Here is a 17778-nt window from a genome sequence, read left to right as displayed (position 1 = left end):
CACAATGAAATCCGATGTCGAAATCGCGCGCGAAGCCAAACTTCGCCCCATTACAGAAATTGCGGCCACGCTGGGCATTGATGCGGATACGATCGAGCCGTACGGCAGGTACAAGGCAAAGTTGACGCGCGAATCCCTTGCGGGCGCCCATGGAAAACAGGGAAAGCTCATCCTCGTCACGGCGATCAACCCGACCCCCGCAGGTGAGGGCAAGACGACGACGAGCGTCGGGCTTGCCGATGCCCTCCATCGGCAGGGCAAAAAGACCATCGTTGCCCTGCGCGAGCCGTCGCTCGGCCCATGCTTCGGCATGAAGGGCGGCGCGGCGGGCGGGGGCTATGCGCAGGTCGTCCCCATGGAGGACATCAACCTCCACTTTACGGGAGACTTTCACGCCATCACGACGGCGCACAACCTTCTTGCCGCACTCATCGACAATCACATCTTTCAGGGCAACGCACTCGATCTCGACGTGAACCGCATCGTGTGGAAGCGCGTTCTCGACATCAACGACCGCGCCCTGCGTCACGTCGTCACGGGGCTCGGCGGGCGCGTCCACGGCGTGCCGCGGGAGTCCGGCTTTGACATCACCGTCGCCTCGGAGATGATGGCGATCCTCTGTCTGGCGGAGGACCTCGCCGACATGAAGCGGCGCCTCGGGCGCATCCTCATCGGCTATACGCGCGGCGGACGTCCCGTGCATGCGGAGGAGATCGGTGCGACGGGAGCCTTGACCCTCCTCTTTAAGGATGCTGTGAAGCCCAACCTCGTGCAGACCATCGAGGGGACACCCGCCCTCATCCACGGCGGCCCCTTCGCGAACATCGCCCATGGGTGCAGCAGCGTCGCAGCGACCAAGGCAGCACTGCGCTGTGCGGACTACGTCGTCACGGAGGCAGGCTTCGGTGCGGATCTCGGCGCGGAGAAATTCTTCGACATCAAATGCCGCCTTGCGGGGCTCGCCCCCGATGCCGTCGTCATTGTCGCCACCGTGCGTGCGCTCAAGATGAACGGCGGCGCGGCAAAGAGTGACCTCGGCACGGAGAATCTGGACGCCCTGCAGCGTGGCGCGGCGAACCTCGAAAAGCACATCGAGAACATCGGAAAGTTCGGCGTGCCCGCCGTCGTCGCCGTCAACGTATTTCCGACGGACACCGAGGCGGAGCTCGCTCTCCTCGAGGAGCTCTGCGCGCGCCTCGGTGCACCTGCCGTGCGCTCCGAGGTCTGGGCAAAGGGCGGCGAGGGCGGACTTGCCATGGCGAATGCGGTGGACGCAGCACTCCGGCAGCCCGCGCATTTTCACCCCATCTACGACGCGGCAAGGTCCATCGCGGAGAAGATCGAGACCATCGCGCGGGAGATCTACGGAGCGGACGGCGTGGACTTTACCGATGCGGCAAAGAAGCAGCTCGCGGAGATGGACGCGCTCGGCATGACGGAGACCCCCGTCTGCATGGCCAAGACGCAGTACTCCTTCTCTGACAACCCTGCACTCCTCGGACGCCCGACGGGCTTCCGCATCACCGTGCGCGAACTGCGTGCCTCCTGCGGGGCGGGCTTTGTTGTCGCTCTCACAGGCAATGTCCTCACCATGCCGGGACTGCCGAAAGTGCCCGCCGCGATGGGCATGGACATCACAGCGGACGGCGTAATTACGGGACTATTCTGACATAGTGATATTGTGGGGAGAGATGGGCAGCATGGAAGAAATGCACATTGAGGGGCGCCTGCAGGAACTGGCGGATCGTGGTGCGTATAGAGAACTCTGCGCAGAATCGCGGGCGTATCTGTCACGCGATGCAGAGGGACAGGATGCGGATACTGCCTATGCAGTGCGTGTGCTGCTCGGGGAGACCCTGCTCGCACTGTCGGCAGAGTCGTTCGACGCTGACGGCTATGAAGAAGGCCTGCGCCTTTTGATGACGGCGTACAATGAGCGCGGCAATACGGGCCTGTTTGAACTGCTCTCGGCTGTTGCTTACCAGCCGAATGAGGCGGCGCTGCGGGAGAACTATGCCGAAAATTGCCGCGCATTTGCCCTGCTGTGCCCTGATGCGGCTCTGCGGGACTACGATCATCTTCCTGTGCTTTGCTTTCCCATATCCAATACAAGCGCGGTGCTCTTTACGAAGGAGCACCGGCGTTTTCTTCTGGGGGAACGGGAAGACGGCTGGCAGATGCTCTATCATGCGCTGCTCTTTTCCCACGATGATGCAGACGAGCTGATGCGGGCGGCAGAACGCTTTTCACGTGCCGTACGCGATACGCGTGTGCAGAAATATGCGGCGGAGCTCATGGATGCTGTGCAGCGGAATGATTTTGGTGCGGCGATCCAGCGCTGTGCCGAGGAGTATCATCGGCTCTGTCCCGAGGGAGAGGAATATGAGATCTTCCGTGCTGAGGAAGCTCTTGCACGGAAGGATATGGATGCGGCACTTTCCTATGGGAAGGCAGCGTACAAAAAACGGAAAATGAGTCCACATGCGTGTGCTGTGCTCTCCCGTGTGTATCAGCAGGCAGGATGTCCGGATCGCGCCATGCTCTTTATGATGCTGTCGGTGGATCGAGATTATCTCAGCTTTCCAGAAGACCCTGACGCAATGGAGAATTGTATCTATGCGCTCAAGGCAGCTTTCACGAACGCATAGTTTGCACCATTCATCACCAATGTAGTCATAGATTCTCAGGGGGTCACGAAAAAATTTTGGATTCATGTGTGTGAGGAGCTTCCACGTTTTTCTGATGCGTTGCCGCGCTATCGTACTGGGCTCTACAATCCCTATGGGGTTATGTTTATCAAAAGCAAAGTCATTGATCTAATGAATCCGGCAATGGAACAATATAATTATCCAATTGTGAATGATTTTGTCTTCGACATCATGAAGGCAGATGAGACCTCGGAGATCCATGTCGTACCGCAGGAAAGTGCAGAAATTCTTCCGCTTGCGGCGAAAGAGGATAAACAAAAAATCTCGTTCCACAGGGAAAACATGGCTCGAACGATGCAGCTCAGCCGCGGTGAGTTTAATTTTTATCGCGTGGAGGAGCCGACGACCATTCGCTCGGATTCCCCCTTCCTCGTCGGGAAGCCGATCGTTCTTCAGCATAGCCCGCGGCGCAGAAAACTGGTGCTGAATATTCTCGCTGATGGTCTTGCATGGAACGCCCTGCGGGATGAGGCAGAAGAGCTGATGCCAAATCTTCTGCATTTCTTTTCCAAGGGAATCATTTTCGAAAATAATTTCAGCGCGTCGGAGTATACGTATCCGTCGCTTGCGAGCATCGAGACAGGGCTGTATCAGCATCATACGCAGATTGCACGACCGGGGGTGCCCTTTGCGCTCGACCCGTCCGTTGTGACGCTGTCTGAGCAGATGAAGCATCTGGGCTACTGCTGCACCAACATTCAGGGCGATGGCGAGGGGATCTACAACGGTGCAACACGCGGGTATGACCGTCTGATTGTCAATCATTGGATGGAGCGTACGGCAGACGGTGTGGAGCGTACGATTCGGCATCTCCAGACATTTGACGAGTGCGATAACTTTCTTTTTATGCACAGTGCAGACACCCATCCATATAATGCGGACATCAGTATGTCAGCTTATGCGTCTGTACACCTGCCGCTGGACGAGGTTCTCCTGCCGCAGACTTCCGTGGCATCTGTGTTTCTCAAAAAGAACATCCTGACACAATGTATCAATCGTCATGAAGTACAGGGAGCAGACCGCCAGCTCGGCTATCTTTTTGATTACATTACTGCGCATTACGATGACGATGAGTACGTTGTCCTGCTCTACTCCGATCACGGTGCACCTGTGTATGCACGCAGTCCGTATCTCCTCAGTGAGGAACAGACGGGGGCAGCACTGATGGCGCGGGGGGCGGGGGTACCGGCGCGCGGGCGCGTGGACGAGCTGACGAGTACGGTGGACATCTACAAGATCCTCGGTAAACTCGCGGGCTATCCGATTGATGCGCCGTATCTTGACGGGAATTTGCCTGCGGTGTTCGGCGGACAGCGGCGTGCCTATACGGTCAGCAACTCCATCTATCCCGGACAGACGTATAAGATCTGCGTGCGCACGGAGCAGCATGCATTTCATCTCGAGACGACGGAATTTACGCGTGAGGATGGGACGGTATCGTTGGATTCATATACCTACCATATTCACGAGCGAAATGATGACTATCGTGAGATATTTGACGATGCACTGGCGCGGCAGTTCCTTGACATCGTGTGGAACTATACCAAGAGCTTTCGTCGGTAAATCATCGGAACAGGCCGTACCTAGGTCTGCATCTTGCAAAAAACGCGGTTTTGTGCTACTCTAACGAGTGCAATTCATAGATGAGCGGACGCCTTCGTCCCCGCGGGACGAGGGCGTTTCTTTCGGGAGGAATAGATCGATGAGTCAGGAATCCGGTGCCAATATTCCAAAGATATACGACCCGCAGAGCTTTGAGCGGAAGTGGTATGATTACTGGGAGAAGCATAAGCTGTTCCACGACGAGGCAGACGAGAGCCGTACGCCGTACAGCGTGGTGATCCCGCCGCCGAATGTGACGGGCCAGCTCCACATGGGGCACGCCCTCGACAATACGCTGCAGGACATCCTCGTGCGCTATCAGCGCATGCGCGGCAAGAATGTGGTCTGGATTCCGGGCTGCGACCATGCGGGGATCGCGACGCAGGCAAAGGTGGAGGCGGCACTGCGCGAGGAGGGAACGACGCGCTTTGACCTCGGCAGAGAGAAGTTCCTTACGCGTGTCTGGGACTGGAAGCAGCAGTACGGCGACCGTATTATGTATCAGCTGCGGATGCTCGGCGCGTCCTGTGACTGGGACCGTGAGCGGTTCACGATGGACGAGGGCTGTTCCCGCGCTGTGCGCGAGGTCTTTGTCAGTCTCTATGAACAGGGCCTGATCTATCAGGGGACGCGCATCACGAACTGGTGCCCCTCCTGCATGACGGCGATCTCGGATATCGAGGTCGAGCATGAGACGGAGGCGGGACACCTCTGGCATCTGCGCTATCCGATTGAGGGCACGGATGACTATGTGGAGATCGCGACGACGCGCCCCGAGACGATGTTCGGCGATACGGGCGTCGCGGTACACCCCGATGATGAGCGGTACAAGGCACTCGTCGGCAAGACGCTGATCCTGCCCGTGGTGGGACGCCGCATCCCGCTCTTTGCCGATGCCTACGTCGATCCTGCCTTCGGAACGGGCGCGGTCAAGGTGACGCCCGCACACGATCCGAACGACTTTGAAATGGGACAGCGGCACGATCTCGAGCAGATCATCGTCATCCATGCCGACGGCACGATGAACGAGAACGCGGGACGCTATGCGGGGATGGACCGCTATGCGTGCCGCAAGGCACTCGTGAAGGAGCTCGAGGAGACGGGCGCCCTCGTGCGCACGGAACAGCATGAGCACGCCGTCGGACACTGCTCGCGCTGCAGGACGACGATCGAGCCGCTCGTATCAAAGCAGTGGTTCGTCCGCATGGAGGGCCTCGCTAAGCCCGCGATTGAGGCGGTGCGCGACGGCAGGATCCGCTTTGTCCCCGAGCGCTTCACGAAAATCTACGAAAACTGGCTTGAAAATATTCGCGACTGGTGCATCTCGCGCCAGCTCTGGTGGGGACACCGCATCCCCGCGTGGCACTGTGCGCACTGCGGCGAGACCTCCGTATCGCGCGATGACCTCACGGCGTGCCCGCACTGCGGCAGTACGGACCTTCACCAGGACGAGGACGTGCTCGACACGTGGTTCAGCTCCGCCCTCTGGCCGTTCGAGACGCTCGGCTGGCCGGAGCAGACGGTCGATCTGCGTCACTTCTATCCGACGTCAGTGCTCGTGACGGGCTATGACATCATCTTCTTCTGGGTGGCGCGCATGGTCATGATGGGGCTGCGCTTCGGCGGCGATGTGCCGTTCCGCGATGTCTTTATCCACGGGCTCGTGCGCGACAGCGAGGGGCGCAAGATGTCAAAGTCCCTCGGCAACGGCATTGACCCCGTGGAGGTCATTGAAAAGTACGGTGCGGATACGCTCCGCTTCATGCTCATCACGGGCAATACGCCCGGCAACGACATGCGCTTCTACTGGGAGCGCGTCGAGGCGGCGCGCAATTTTGCGAACAAGATCTGGAATGCCTCGCGCTACATGCTGATGAATCTCGAGGGATCGGATGCATTGTTCGTGCCGACGGCGGAGGACTATACGCTCGCCGACCGCTGGATCCTCTCGCGCGCGGAGGAGACGACGCGCGACGTGACGGCAAACCTCGAGCACTATGAGCTCGGTGAGGCGGGACGCACGATCTACGAGTTCCTGTGGAGCGAGTTCTGCGACTGGTACATCGAGCTGACGAAGGCACGCCTCTATGACAAGGAGAATGTCCGCGCAAAGAATACGGCGCTCTATGTTCTGCGTACCGTGCTGGAGCGTACGATGCGCCTTTTGCATCCCTTCATGCCGTTCCTGACCGAGGAGATCTGGCAGAAACTGCCGCACGAGGGCGAGAGCATTATGCGTGCGCCGTGGCCCGAGGTGTCGGAGGCGGAAATCGACGCGGAGGCAGAGGCGTCGATGACTGCGATCATGGAGGTCATTAAGACGACGCGCAATCTGCGTGCGGAGCTCGGCACGCCGCCGAGCAAGAAGAGCACGCTCATCCTGCGCGTGCGCGACGCGGCTCTCGCCGATGTGTTTGCCGCGCACGAGGACTACTTCTTTGCCCTCGCATCCGCTTCGGAGGTCTCCTTCCTCGCGGCGGATGCCCCCGATCCGGAGAATGTGGTGACGGGAGCACTCGCGGGCGCGGCGGTCTATCTGCCGCTCGCGGGGCTGATTGATGTGGAGAAGGAGACGGCGCGCCTGACGAAGGAGCGTGCGAATCTCGAAAAGGAGATCGCACGCCTGACGGGCAAACTCTCGAATGAGGGATTTACGTCGAAGGCTCCTGCCGCCGTCGTTGCCGCAGAGCGTGAGAAGCTGGCTGGCTATGAGGAGAAGATCGCCCTCATACGGACGCGCCTCACGGATCTCGAGAAGCTCTGAGGTGATTTGATGAACTACGAGGAGTCACTGCATTATCTGGATGAACTGAATACCTTCGGCATTCGCCTCGGGCTCGCGCGCATGGAGGAGCTGTGCGCACGGCTCGGACATCCTGAGCGCAGCTATCGCGTCATTCATATCGCAGGAACAAACGGCAAGGGCTCCGTCACGCAGATGATGGACGCCGTATGCCGCGCGTCCGGCATCCGATCCGGACGGTACCTTTCGCCGCATCTCGTCTCCTATACGGAGCGCATGAGCGTCGGCGGAGAGGAGATCGGAGAGGAGCAGTTTGCGGCGCTTCTTACGCGCGTGCGCGCGGCGGCCGATGCCATGACGGCGGAGGGGCATGAACATCCCACGCAGTTTGAGGCACTGACGGCACTCGCCTTCCTCTATTTTGCGGAAGAAAAGGCGGAGGTCGCCGTGGTCGAAACGGGGCTCGGCGGGCTGCTTGACTCGACGAATGTCGTCCTGCCGGAACTGACGATCATCACCAATGTGGCAATGGATCATGCCGACCGCTGCGGCGGTACGCTCGCGGGCATCGCGGAGCATAAGGCAGGCATCATCAAGGAGGGCGTGCCCGTCATTACGGCGGCAGCGGGCGAGCCCCTTTCCATCATTGCGGCACGCGCAGAGGAGCTGGGTGCCGACCTCTTCGTCTATGGGGAGGACTTTTCTGCGCAGATGCTCCGTATGGAGAACGGCGGTCAGTGCGTTTCGTTCCGCTCCGTCGTCTCTCGTGCACCGGAACCCTTTGAAATCGCTCTTGCGGGACCCTATCAGGCGGAGAACGCCGCGCTCGTCATCATGGCGGCGGAGCTTATGGCTCCTGAGGATGAGCGTATCACCGAGGACGCTGTCCGTACGGCTCTGCGTACGGTGCATCATCCCGCACGTTTTGAGATCCTCTCCTGCGGGGGACAGACTGTCGTCGTGGACGGCGCGCATAATCCCGCCGGAATGCAGGCGCTGCGCGCGGGGCTCGACGCCTATTTTCCTGCGCAGCCGCGCGTCTTTCTGCTCGGTATCCTGAAGGACAAGGACATCGACCGCATGCTGGCGATTCTTCTGCGCCCCGGCGATCAGGTCGTGACCGTACGCCCCAACTCGGAGCGCGCTGCGGGCGCGGATCTCGTCGCCGCTGTGGCAGCGGGCATGGGGGCAGTCACACATGCAGCAGGTGATCCTGCGGCGGGCCTCTCAGAGGCGCTTGCGCGCGCACGCGCAGCGGATGCGCTGCTCGTCGCGGCAGGATCACTCTACCTCGTGGGCGGCATTCGCGCCATGCTCACGGCAAGGAGGTGAGGCGTATGGCAGAGGATATCCAGGAACGCCGCCGCAGGCACCGCCGGCAGCGTTGGGGGGCGCGTCTGGGACGCTGCATGATGTATGCCGTCATCGCCGAGGCGTTCCTTATCCCGCTCCTGCCGCTTGCGGCTCATGTGGCACTGGGGATTGGCTGTGTTGCGATTCTTCTGCGCCTGTGTATTGAGCGAGATTTCCATCTGTGCCGGATGCCGTACGATGCGCCGGCGCTGCTCTTTCTTGTCATCAGCTTTCTGTCAGTGTTTATTGCGCCGGATGTTTCGTTCAGTCTTTATAATTTCTCCCATCTCGTTCCCATCTATGTCTCAACCTATTTGCTTGTCGGTCAAACGGTACGCACATCCCGTGAGGTGCAGCGCGTTGTGATTGCGATGGCCCTGTCTGCTGCGCTAGTCATTCTCTACGGCTTCTATCAGTTCATCTTCGGCATCGACATCTCGGCGATGAAATGGGTGGACGGCGCGGCATTTCCGGAACTGTCGAAGCGCGTTTTCTCGACGTGGGAGAATCCAAACATCCTCGCGGGCTACCTCGACATCGTCGCCTGCCTGGCACTCGGCCTGGCGGTCGGCCTCTCGGGCTGGCGACGCGGCCTGGCGCTCACGATCCTCGTCCTCGCGCTCGCGTGTCTTGGCATGACCTATGCGCGCGGTGCGTGCCTCGTGATCGGTATCCTCTTGGCGGGGTACGGTGTACTGCGTGACTGGCGCGTGCTCCTCGGCATCGTCGCCATTGGCGCGGGGGTCCTCTTCTTTGACCCCGTACTCTCGGATCGCCTGCTCTCCGTCTTTACGCGGATCGACACCTCCTCGGAGATGCGGCTTGCCTTCTGGGAGAGCACCGTGGCGATGATTATGGATCATCCCTTCCTCGGCATCGGCTGGGGGATGTACTTCATGGTCTACCCAGAGTATGACTTCTATCTGCAGGGAGCACCCGTGCAGATCGTTCACGCGCACAATATGTATCTGAACTATGCGGCGGAGATCGGCATCCCGGGGGCGCTCGCCTTCTTCTGGTTCTTCTTCGGCTCGCTGCTGCTCGCCTTCCGCCTGCCGCGCAAAACCCCGCCGTGGGCGGACGTGCTCGCGGCACACGAACACGAGTGGCACGCCGTCGCCGATGTGCGTGAGGCACTCATGGCATGGCGCAGCAAAAAATTTGTGGAGGGCCTTGCCCTCGGCATCGGGCTCGCCATGCTCTCCGTTGCCCTGAACGGGATCACGGATCATCTTCTCTTTAATATACCGTCCTCTATGCTGCTCTGGATGCTCGCCGCGATGGCTGCGGCCGTGCATACGATGGCGGGGGAGATGAAGGAAGGATAACTATGCAGGAACATCCATCGATATCCAAGGCAACCGTCGATCGCCTGCCGCGCTACTACCGCTGCCTGCGGCAGCTCAGTGACGAAGGCGTCAGCATCGCTTCCTCCGAGGAACTCGGCCGCCGTCTCTCGATCAATCCCGAGCAGATCCGCAAGGATCTCACCACCTTCGGACAGTTCGGAAAAAAGGGCGTCGGTTACTACGTCGCAGAGCTCAAGGAGAGTATCGGCGGCATCCTCGGCCTCGACCAGCACCTCAGCCTCGCCATTGTCGGCATGGGGCATCTGGGCGCGGCGCTCGCGAACTATCAGGGCATTGCTCGCCTCGGCTTCCGCCTTGCCGCGATCTTTGACAGCAACCCCGTCGTCATCGGCACGCGTGTCGGGGAACGGCGCGTGGAGGACATTGCCTATCTCGCAGAGATCATCGCCGAGCGGAATATTCAGATCGGTGTGATTGCTGTTCCCGCTGCACAAGCGCAGAGCGCTGCAGATCAGCTCATCGCGGCGGGCATCCGCGGCATCTGGAATTTTGCTCCCGTGAAGCTGCACGTGCCGCCGTCCGTCCCCTTCGTCAGCGAGGATCTGTCGGTGGGACTGAGCGCGCTCTCCTACTACCTGACGCATCGCGGCACGGAAAATGACGTGTTGTCTGAAAAAAAATAAAGGACGAATAAATACTTTTCCTCTTTTTTCACAAATTCACAGAAAATGCCGTCAATGTAATCTTGACGGCATTTTTTTTTCGTGATATTCTTAGGAAAGATATAATTGGCGTAGAGAGGTACGATAATCTACAGTTATTTCGGATACCCCATACAGCCCCTATTTACGGGGGATTTACGAGAAAACAGAGGGATTCAAGATTGCTGTCAAAATTATATGCCGACTGCGTCAGGAGAGTATTCATGGGTGACGGCGGTAAGGAAAACATGAAATAAAGGAAGCACTGATAAATTCGGTACAACCATCTTGACGCATCTTTTTTGCCCGCACTTCGGCGGAAAATCCTCCACAGAGCACCACTCTGCGTCCGGTTTTCCACCTCGTTCGGACGAAAAAATCTACGCCAATCTGGCAGACCTCATTTTATCAGTGTTTCCTAAAAATCACAGTCATGAGACATGTGCTGTGATAGTTCGTGTGTTCCGCGTACTGTCCGCTGTATCTGAGGGAGGTTATTCTATGATCGATATTTCCGATCGCGTACCGAAGTCCCTGACGGATCGTATTGTAAGTGCGGAGACGGCAGCGGAGTACTTTGCCAACGGTATGACCATCGGCGCGAGCGGCTTCACTCCGTCCGGCTATCCGAAGGCAGTGCCGCTTGCCATCGCTGAACGCATGAAGAAGAATCCGTTCAAAGTAAATATCTGGACGGGGGCTTCGACGGGCCCTGAGCTCGACGGTGCACTCGCAGAGGCAGAGGGGATCAAGCAGCGCCTCCCGTACCAGACGAACACGGCACTGCGCAGCGCCATCAACTCCGGCAAGATCAACTATATCGACATGCACCTCTCCGAGGTGGCACAGCAGTCGCGCGAAGGCTTCCTCGGCAAGATCGATGTTGCCCTCGTGGAGGCGGTCGCCATCACGGAGGAGGGCATCATCCCTTCCACCTCGGTCGGCAACACGCCGTCGTTTGTCCAGAGCGCAGACGTGGTCATCGTCGAGGTGAACACGAGCCAGCCGATGGAACTCGTCGGAATGCACGACATCTATATCCCGCTCGATCCGCCGAACCGTCTCCCGATCCCCATCACAAAGGCGGGCGACCGCATCGGTACGACGTTCATTCCATGTCCGCATGAGAAAATCAAATACATCGTTCCCTGCGACATCACGGACAAGACCCGCGCTCTTGCGCCGGTCGATGATATTGCACGCAAAATGGGCGCGTTCACGGTGGATTTCCTCAAAAAGGAGATCGCCGAGGGGCGCATGCCCAAGGGACTGCTTCCCCTGCAGTCGGGCGTCGGCAATGTGGCGAACGCCGTTATCGCCGGGTTTGTGAACTCCGATTTCACGGATCTCGAGGTCTATACCGAGGTCATTCAGGACGGCATGTTCGACCTCGCCGATGCGGGCAAGCTGAAATTTGCGTCCGGCACGGCGTTCTCGCCGTCGCCTGAGGGGCTCCAGCGCTTCTACAAGGACATCGACAAGTACAAGAAGATCATGATGCTCCGTCCGCAGGAAATCTCGAACAACCCTGAGGTTGTCCGCCGTCTCGGCGTCATTGCGATGAACACGGCGATCGAGGTCGACATCTACGGCAACGTCAACTCCACGCACGTCACGGGCTCAAAGATGATGAACGGCATCGGCGGCAGTGGCGACTTCGCACGCAACGCCTACCTCACGATCTTCTATACGCAGTCCGAGGCAAAGGGCGGCAAGATCTCGTCCATCGTTCCGTTCTGTTCGCACGTCGACCACGGCGCACACGACGTGGACGTCGTCATCACGGAGCAGGGCGTTGCCGACCTGCGCGGCAAGTGCCCGCGTGAGCGTGCCCTCGAGATCATCAACCACTGCGCACACCCGGACTTCCGTCCGCTCCTGCTCGACTACTACGAGCGCGCCCTTGCCGCAACGAAGGGCGCACAGACACCGCATCTGCTGGACGAGGCGCTGTCCTTCCATCAGCGCTTCCTCGCAACGGGCTCGATGCAGAAGTAATCCGACGTATCCATCGGTGCTTTCGGGAGCGCGGCATCTGCGCTCCCGTCCACAGTATATATTATATAACCCAATGAGAACTGTAAAAGGTAAAGGAGAAGACTTTCATGAGCAATGAAAAGATCCAGGCGGAGCTTGACAAGTACAATGCTGCCGTAGAAAAAGCCACGGCAAAGTTCCCGGCACGTCCGCACATCCCCGAGCAGGGGCTCTACACCCCGCTCGATATCCAGGAGACGGACTATGCAGAGGACATCAGTTTCCCCGGCGTCTATCCTTACACGCGCGGCGTGCAGCCGACGATGTACCGCGGACGCTTCTGGACGATGCGCATGTACGCAGGATTCTCCACGGCGGAGGAGTCCAACAAGCGCTATCGTTACCTCATCGAGAGCGGTGCGACGGGACTTTCCTGTGCATTTGACCTCCCAACGCAGATCGGCTACGACTCCACGGATCCGATCTCCGAGGGCGAGGTCGGCAAGGTTGGCGTCGCGATCGACTCCCTTGCCGATATGGAGATCCTCTTTGATCAGATCGATCTCGGCAAGGTCTCCACGTCCATGACGATCAACGCTCCTGCATCCGTCCTGCTCGCAATGTATATTGCTGTGGCAGAGAAGCAGGGCGTCTCGGCGGACAAGCTTAAGGGCACCATCCAGAATGACATTCTGAAGGAGTATGCGGCACGCGGTACGTACATCTTCCCGCCGCGCCCGTCTATGCGCCTCATCACAAACATCTTTGAATATTGCTCCAAGAACGTCCCGAACTGGAACACCATCTCCATCTCGGGCTACCACATCCGCGAGGCCGGTTCCACGGCATCGCAGGAGATTGCATTCACCATCGCGGACGGCATTGCCTACGTTGAGGCTGCGATCAAGGCAGGCCTCAGCGTCGATGCGTTTGCCGGACGCCTCTCCTTCTTCTGGAACGCACACAACAACGTCCTCGAGGAGGTTGCGAAGTTCCGCGCCTCCCGCCGTATCTGGGCGAAGGTCATGAAGGAGCGCTTCCATGCAGAGAAGCCGAAATCCATGATGCTCCGCGTCCATACGCAGACGGCAGGCTCGATGCTCACCGCACAGCAGCCGAACAACAACATCGTCCGCGTCGCGCTCCAGACCGCAGCGGCGGTCATGGGCGGCACGCAGTCGCTCCATACGAACTCCCGTGACGAGGCGCTCGCGCTTCCGACGGAGGAGTCGGTCATGGTTGCCCTCCGTACGCAGCAGATCGTGGCGTACGAGAGCGGACTTGCCGATGTGGTTGATCCGCTCGCCGGCTCTTACTACGTCGAGGCGATGACGAACCGCATCGAGAAAGAGGCGTGGGAGTACATCAAGAAGATCGACGATCTCGGCGGCGCGGTTGCGGCGATTGAGAAGGGCTACATCCAGAAAGAGATCCAGGACAGCGCGTACAAGTGGCAGATGGACGTTGAGTCCGGTGCACGCGTCATCGTCGGCGTCAACAAGTTCCAAGTGGAGGAGGAAGCTCCGAAGAACCTCCTCAAGGTGGACGCTTCCGTCGGCGAGAAGCAGAAGGCAAAGGTCGAGGCCATGAAGGCAAAGCGCGACAACGCCGCCGTTCAGGCAGCCCTTGCCGCGCTCAAGAAGGCCTGCGCCGACGAGCACGAGAACCTCATGCCGCATATCCTCGCAGCGGTCAAGACCTACGCGACACTCGGCGAAATCTGCGGTGTCATGCGTGAGGTGTTCGGCGAGTACGAGGCACACGTCAATCTCTAAGCGGTACGCGCGAACGGCTGTTGGATGAATGCACAGGGGACGCCGCACGAGGCGTGCGGCGGCTCCGTTCAGGAGGAATAGAAAAATGGCAGAAAAAATCAGAGTGCTCGTTGCAAAACCGGGTCTGGATGGTCATGATCGCGGCGCGAAGGTCGTCGCACGCGCCCTGCGCGATGCCGGCTTTGAGGTCGTCTACACGGGACTTCGCCAGACGCCGGAGGAGATCGCCGAGGCTGCTCTGCAGGAAGACGTCAACGTCGTTGCGCTGAGCATCCTCTCGGGTGCGCATCCGCATCTTTTCCCGAAGGTTGTCGAGCTCATCCGCGGCAAGGGAATGGACGACGTCCTCGTCATCGGCGGCGGCGTCATCCCCGAGGGCGACATCCCTGCACTGAAGGCAGCGGGCATTGCCGAGGTCTTCACGCCGGGCACACCGACGAGCGACGTTGTGAATTTCATCAAGGAACATGTGAAGGCATAAGCGCCTGATTCGCTTGGAGACACTGCCTCGTGCGGTGCTTTCCTGAAAGGATGGATGACAGGCAATCCGATTGTCCGGTCATCCATTCCCTATGTTCTTATGAAATCACAGCGCGAAGGAGGTGGGCGTATGGATATTGCAGCCGAGGTGCTGAAGGGAAATCGCCTGGCACTCTCGCGCGCCATTACGGCGATCGAGAATGAGCGGGCGGATGCCACCGACATCATGAAGGCGCTCTATCCGCATACCGGTCATGCTTACGTCCTTGGCATCACGGGTCCGCCGGGTGCCGGCAAGAGCACGATGACGGATAAGCTTGCCAAGGAGTACAGAAAGCGCGGAAAGACCGTCGGCATCATTGCCGTCGACCCCACAAGCCCCTTTTCCGGCGGCGCCATACTGGGCGACCGCATCCGTATGAATGACCTGACGCTCGACGAGGGCGTCTTCATCCGCAGCATGGGCACACGCGGCAGCCTCGGCGGCCTCTCCCACAAGACGGCAGATGCGGTCAAGGCGATGGATGCGTTCGGCAAAGATGTCATTTTTGTCGAGACCGTCGGCGTCGGGCAGTCCGAGGTGGATATTGTGCGGGCGGCGGACACGACGATGGTTGTGCTGATTCCGGGCATGGGCGATGACATTCAGGCGATCAAGGCGGGCATTTTGGAGATCGGCGACGTGTTCGCGATCAACAAGTCCGATCTCGACGGGGCAGACAAGCTCGTCCGTGAGATCAACATGATGCTCGATCTGGACGATCACATGTCTGACTGGCGTCCGCCCATCCGCAAGGTCGTCGCGAACCGCGGCGAAGGCATCACGGAGCTCGTCGACACAATCGAGGAGCACCGCAGCCACATCGAGGAGAACGGCGTGCTTGCCGAGCGGCGCACCCGCCGCACGCGCGATGAGATGCTCGACATCCTCCATGCGGGCGTACGGCGGAGCATCGAGAGCCGCATCGTCGATACGGGACGACTGGACGACTATGTGGCGCGAATCAAGGCACATGAGACCGACCCTTACACCGTAGTGGGCGGGGTCATGAGCGAAATGTTAACGAAGTGAGTGAGTGCGCAGAGACGCACTTCTCCAAGGAGGAAGTTTGACATGTTCAAAATTCTTGGTGTAGATCACATCGGCATTGCCGTACAGGATCTCGAAGAAGGAAAGAAACTCTGGTCGGACATCATCGGCATTCCCTGCACGAATCAGGAGACCGTCGCAGAGCAGAAGGTCACGACGACCTTCCATCCGACGCCGAACGGCAGTGAGATTGAGCTGCTGATCGGCACGGCGCCTGACAGCCCGATCACAAAATACATCGAGAAGAAGGGCGAGGGCATCCAGCACGTTGCCCTGCGCGTCGACAACATCGAGAACGCCATTGCTGATCTCATGGCGAAGGGCGTCCGCATGATCGACGAGAAGCCGCGCATCGGTGCGGGCGGCGCAAAGATCGCCTTTCTTCATCCGAAGGCGACGAAGGGCGTTCTCCTCGAAATCTGTGAGCATCCGGATCGCTGAGCAGCATACTGCCGCAGTTGATCTCCTCGGGCAACCCGAGGATTTGACAGAGATACAGGAGGGATAGAATGTCCACAGTCCAGGAAAAAATTGAGCTGATGCTGGCGAAAAAAGAGCATCTCATGCAGGGCGGTGGTGAAAAGAGCATCGCAAAGCAGCACAGCAAGGGCAAACTCACTGCACGTGAGCGCCTGAACCTGCTGTTCGATGAGGACACCTTCGTCGAGCTCGACATGTTCGTGCGCCATCGCTGCACCAATTTTGGACAGGAGAAAAAGGAACTGCCCGGCGAGGGCGTTGTGACGGGCTACGGCACGATTGACGGCCGTCTCGTCTACGCATTTGCGCAGGACTTCACGGTCGAGGGCGGCTCGCTCGGCGAAAAGCACGCACATAAGATCTGGAAGGTCATGGACCTCGCCATGAAGATGGGCGCACCCTGCATCGGCATCAACGATTCGGGCGGCGCACGCATCCAGGAGGCGGTCGATGCGCTCTCGGGCTACGGCGGCATCTTCTACCGCAACACGAAGGCATCGGGCGTCATTCCGCAGATCTCCGTCATCATGGGACCCTGCGCGGGCGGCGCGGTCTACAGCCCGGCACTCACGGACTTCATCTTCATGGTGAAGAACACGAGCCAGATGTTCATCACCGGACCTGCCGTCATCAAATCCGTCACGGCGGAGGAGGTCACGGCGGAGGAGCTTGGCGGTGCGATGACGCACAACTCCCGCTCCGGCGTCGCACACTTTGCGGCGGAGAACGATGAGGACTGCATCGAGCAGATCCGCTACCTGCTCTCCTTCCTCCCGAGCAACAACATGGAGGAAACGCCGCGCGTGGAGACGGGCGACGATCCGAATCGTCAGGATGAGAGCCTCAACACGGTCGTGCCGGACAACCCGAACGCACCGTACGACATGAAGGATGTCATCCGCAGCCTCGTCGACAACGGCGAGTTCTACGAGGTGCATCAGCACTTCGCAACGAACATCATCTGCTGCTTCGCACGCTTTGACGGACGTACCGTCGGCATCATTGCAAACGAGCCGAACGTCATGGCAGGCTGCCTCGATGTCGACGCGTCGAACAAGTCCTCGCGCTTCATCCGCTTCTGCGATGCGTTCAATATCCCGCTCGTCAACCTCGTCGACGTACCGGGCTTCCTGCCGGGCGTCGATCAGGAGTACAGCGGCATCATCCGCCACGGCGCGAAGATGCTCTACGCATACAGCGAAGCAACCGTACCCAAGATCACGGTCATCACGCGCAAGGCGTACGGCGGTTCCTACATCGCCATGTGCAACCGCGAGCTGGGTGCCGATCAGGTCATGGCATGGCCGACCTCTGAGATCGCCGTCATGGGACCTGCGGGTGCGGCAAACATCATCTTCCGCAAGGATCCCGACAAGGAGGCACGTACGGCAGAGTACATCGAGGAGTTCGCAACCCCGTACAAGGCGGCAGAGCGCGGCTACATCGACATGGTCATCACGCCGAGCGAGACGCGCCCCTACATCATCACGGCACTCAACGCTCTTTCGAGCAAGCGTGAGGACAACCCCGCGAAGAAGCACGGGAACATTCCGCTTTGA

General features: G+C 59.4%; 13 protein-coding genes. All 13 read left to right on the top strand.

Translation table 11 applies throughout. From position 1 onward, the window contains the following. The first annotated feature begins 4 nt into the window (after positions 1 to 4). Complete coding sequence (locus ADJ74_RS02540; RefSeq protein ID WP_050341637.1) at positions 5 to 1669, top strand: formate--tetrahydrofolate ligase; 1665 nt, start codon at positions 5 to 7, stop codon at positions 1667 to 1669. Positions 1670 to 1700: 31 nt separating this feature from the next. Then, on the top strand, positions 1701 to 2648 hold the full coding sequence (locus tag ADJ74_RS11465; RefSeq protein ID WP_253271709.1) for a hypothetical protein: 948 nt from the start codon (positions 1701 to 1703) through the stop codon (positions 2646 to 2648). Positions 2649 to 2831: 183 nt separating this feature from the next. Then, a complete protein-coding gene (locus tag ADJ74_RS11460) occupies positions 2832 to 4271 on the top strand; it encodes a sulfatase-like hydrolase/transferase (RefSeq protein WP_253271708.1) in 1440 nt (479 codons plus the stop codon). 139 nt (positions 4272 to 4410) lie between these two features. After that, the gene (locus tag ADJ74_RS02530; RefSeq protein WP_050341635.1) at positions 4411 to 7074 is read left to right on the top strand and encodes a valine--tRNA ligase; all 2664 of its coding nucleotides are present in this window, start codon (positions 4411 to 4413) and stop codon (positions 7072 to 7074) included. 9 nt (positions 7075 to 7083) lie between these two features. Next, positions 7084 to 8385: a folylpolyglutamate synthase/dihydrofolate synthase family protein gene (locus ADJ74_RS02525; RefSeq protein ID WP_050341633.1), complete on the top strand. Its 1302-nt coding sequence runs from the start codon at positions 7084 to 7086 to the stop codon at positions 8383 to 8385. Positions 8386 to 8390: 5 nt separating this feature from the next. Beyond that, positions 8391 to 9734, top strand: a complete 1344-nt coding sequence (locus ADJ74_RS02520) for an O-antigen ligase (protein WP_009753853.1) — start codon at positions 8391 to 8393, stop codon at positions 9732 to 9734. Positions 9735 to 9736: 2 nt separating this feature from the next. Beyond that, a complete protein-coding gene (locus ADJ74_RS02515; RefSeq protein ID WP_050341631.1) occupies positions 9737 to 10399 on the top strand; it encodes a redox-sensing transcriptional repressor Rex in 663 nt (220 codons plus the stop codon). 519 nt (positions 10400 to 10918) lie between these two features. Beyond that, positions 10919 to 12415, top strand: a complete 1497-nt coding sequence (locus ADJ74_RS02510; protein ID WP_050341629.1) for an acetyl-CoA hydrolase/transferase family protein — start codon at positions 10919 to 10921, stop codon at positions 12413 to 12415. A 107-nt stretch (positions 12416 to 12522) separates the two neighbouring features. After that, entirely contained in the window at positions 12523 to 14169 is a 1647-nt protein-coding gene (locus tag ADJ74_RS02505; RefSeq protein WP_006690227.1) for a methylmalonyl-CoA mutase, read from the top strand. 85 nt (positions 14170 to 14254) lie between these two features. Then, entirely contained in the window at positions 14255 to 14650 is a 396-nt protein-coding gene (locus ADJ74_RS02500) for a cobalamin B12-binding domain-containing protein (protein WP_009753856.1), read from the top strand. Between the two features lie 129 nt (positions 14651 to 14779). Continuing rightward, positions 14780 to 15721: a methylmalonyl Co-A mutase-associated GTPase MeaB gene (gene meaB, locus ADJ74_RS02495; RefSeq protein WP_050341627.1), complete on the top strand. Its 942-nt coding sequence runs from the start codon at positions 14780 to 14782 to the stop codon at positions 15719 to 15721. Between the two features lie 42 nt (positions 15722 to 15763). Then, the gene (mce, locus tag ADJ74_RS02490; protein ID WP_006690224.1) at positions 15764 to 16180 is read left to right on the top strand and encodes a methylmalonyl-CoA epimerase; all 417 of its coding nucleotides are present in this window, start codon (positions 15764 to 15766) and stop codon (positions 16178 to 16180) included. A 68-nt stretch (positions 16181 to 16248) separates the two neighbouring features. Further along, entirely contained in the window at positions 16249 to 17778 is a 1530-nt protein-coding gene (locus ADJ74_RS02485) for an acyl-CoA carboxylase subunit beta (protein WP_009753858.1), read from the top strand.

This window comes from Selenomonas sp. oral taxon 478, from assembly GCF_001189555.1.
In the GTDB taxonomy this organism is placed as follows: Bacteria; Bacillota; Negativicutes; order Selenomonadales; family Selenomonadaceae; genus Centipeda; species Centipeda felix.
The sequence above is the reverse complement of the archived record's forward strand: the minus strand, read 5'-3'. Positions and strand labels throughout refer to the sequence as shown.

What these genes read in the sequence shown, in the direction of transcription:
- ADJ74_RS02540 (WP_050341637.1), top strand. Translation starts at nt 5, where the DNA reads ATGAAATCCGATGTCGAAATCGCGCGCGAAGCCAAACTTCGCCCCATT.
- ADJ74_RS11465 (WP_253271709.1), top strand. Translation starts at nt 1,701, where the DNA reads ATGGAAGAAATGCACATTGAGGGGCGCCTGCAGGAACTGGCGGATCGT.
- ADJ74_RS11460 (WP_253271708.1), top strand. Translation starts at nt 2,832, where the DNA reads ATGGAACAATATAATTATCCAATTGTGAATGATTTTGTCTTCGACATC.
- ADJ74_RS02530 (WP_050341635.1), top strand. Translation starts at nt 4,411, where the DNA reads ATGAGTCAGGAATCCGGTGCCAATATTCCAAAGATATACGACCCGCAG.
- ADJ74_RS02525 (WP_050341633.1), top strand. Translation starts at nt 7,084, where the DNA reads ATGAACTACGAGGAGTCACTGCATTATCTGGATGAACTGAATACCTTC.
- ADJ74_RS02520 (WP_009753853.1), top strand. Translation starts at nt 8,391, where the DNA reads ATGGCAGAGGATATCCAGGAACGCCGCCGCAGGCACCGCCGGCAGCGT.
- ADJ74_RS02515 (WP_050341631.1), top strand. Translation starts at nt 9,737, where the DNA reads ATGCAGGAACATCCATCGATATCCAAGGCAACCGTCGATCGCCTGCCG.
- ADJ74_RS02510 (WP_050341629.1), top strand. Translation starts at nt 10,919, where the DNA reads ATGATCGATATTTCCGATCGCGTACCGAAGTCCCTGACGGATCGTATT.
- ADJ74_RS02505 (WP_006690227.1), top strand. Translation starts at nt 12,523, where the DNA reads ATGAGCAATGAAAAGATCCAGGCGGAGCTTGACAAGTACAATGCTGCC.
- ADJ74_RS02500 (WP_009753856.1), top strand. Translation starts at nt 14,255, where the DNA reads ATGGCAGAAAAAATCAGAGTGCTCGTTGCAAAACCGGGTCTGGATGGT.
- meaB (WP_050341627.1), top strand. Translation starts at nt 14,780, where the DNA reads ATGGATATTGCAGCCGAGGTGCTGAAGGGAAATCGCCTGGCACTCTCG.
- mce (WP_006690224.1), top strand. Translation starts at nt 15,764, where the DNA reads ATGTTCAAAATTCTTGGTGTAGATCACATCGGCATTGCCGTACAGGAT.
- ADJ74_RS02485 (WP_009753858.1), top strand. Translation starts at nt 16,249, where the DNA reads ATGTCCACAGTCCAGGAAAAAATTGAGCTGATGCTGGCGAAAAAAGAG.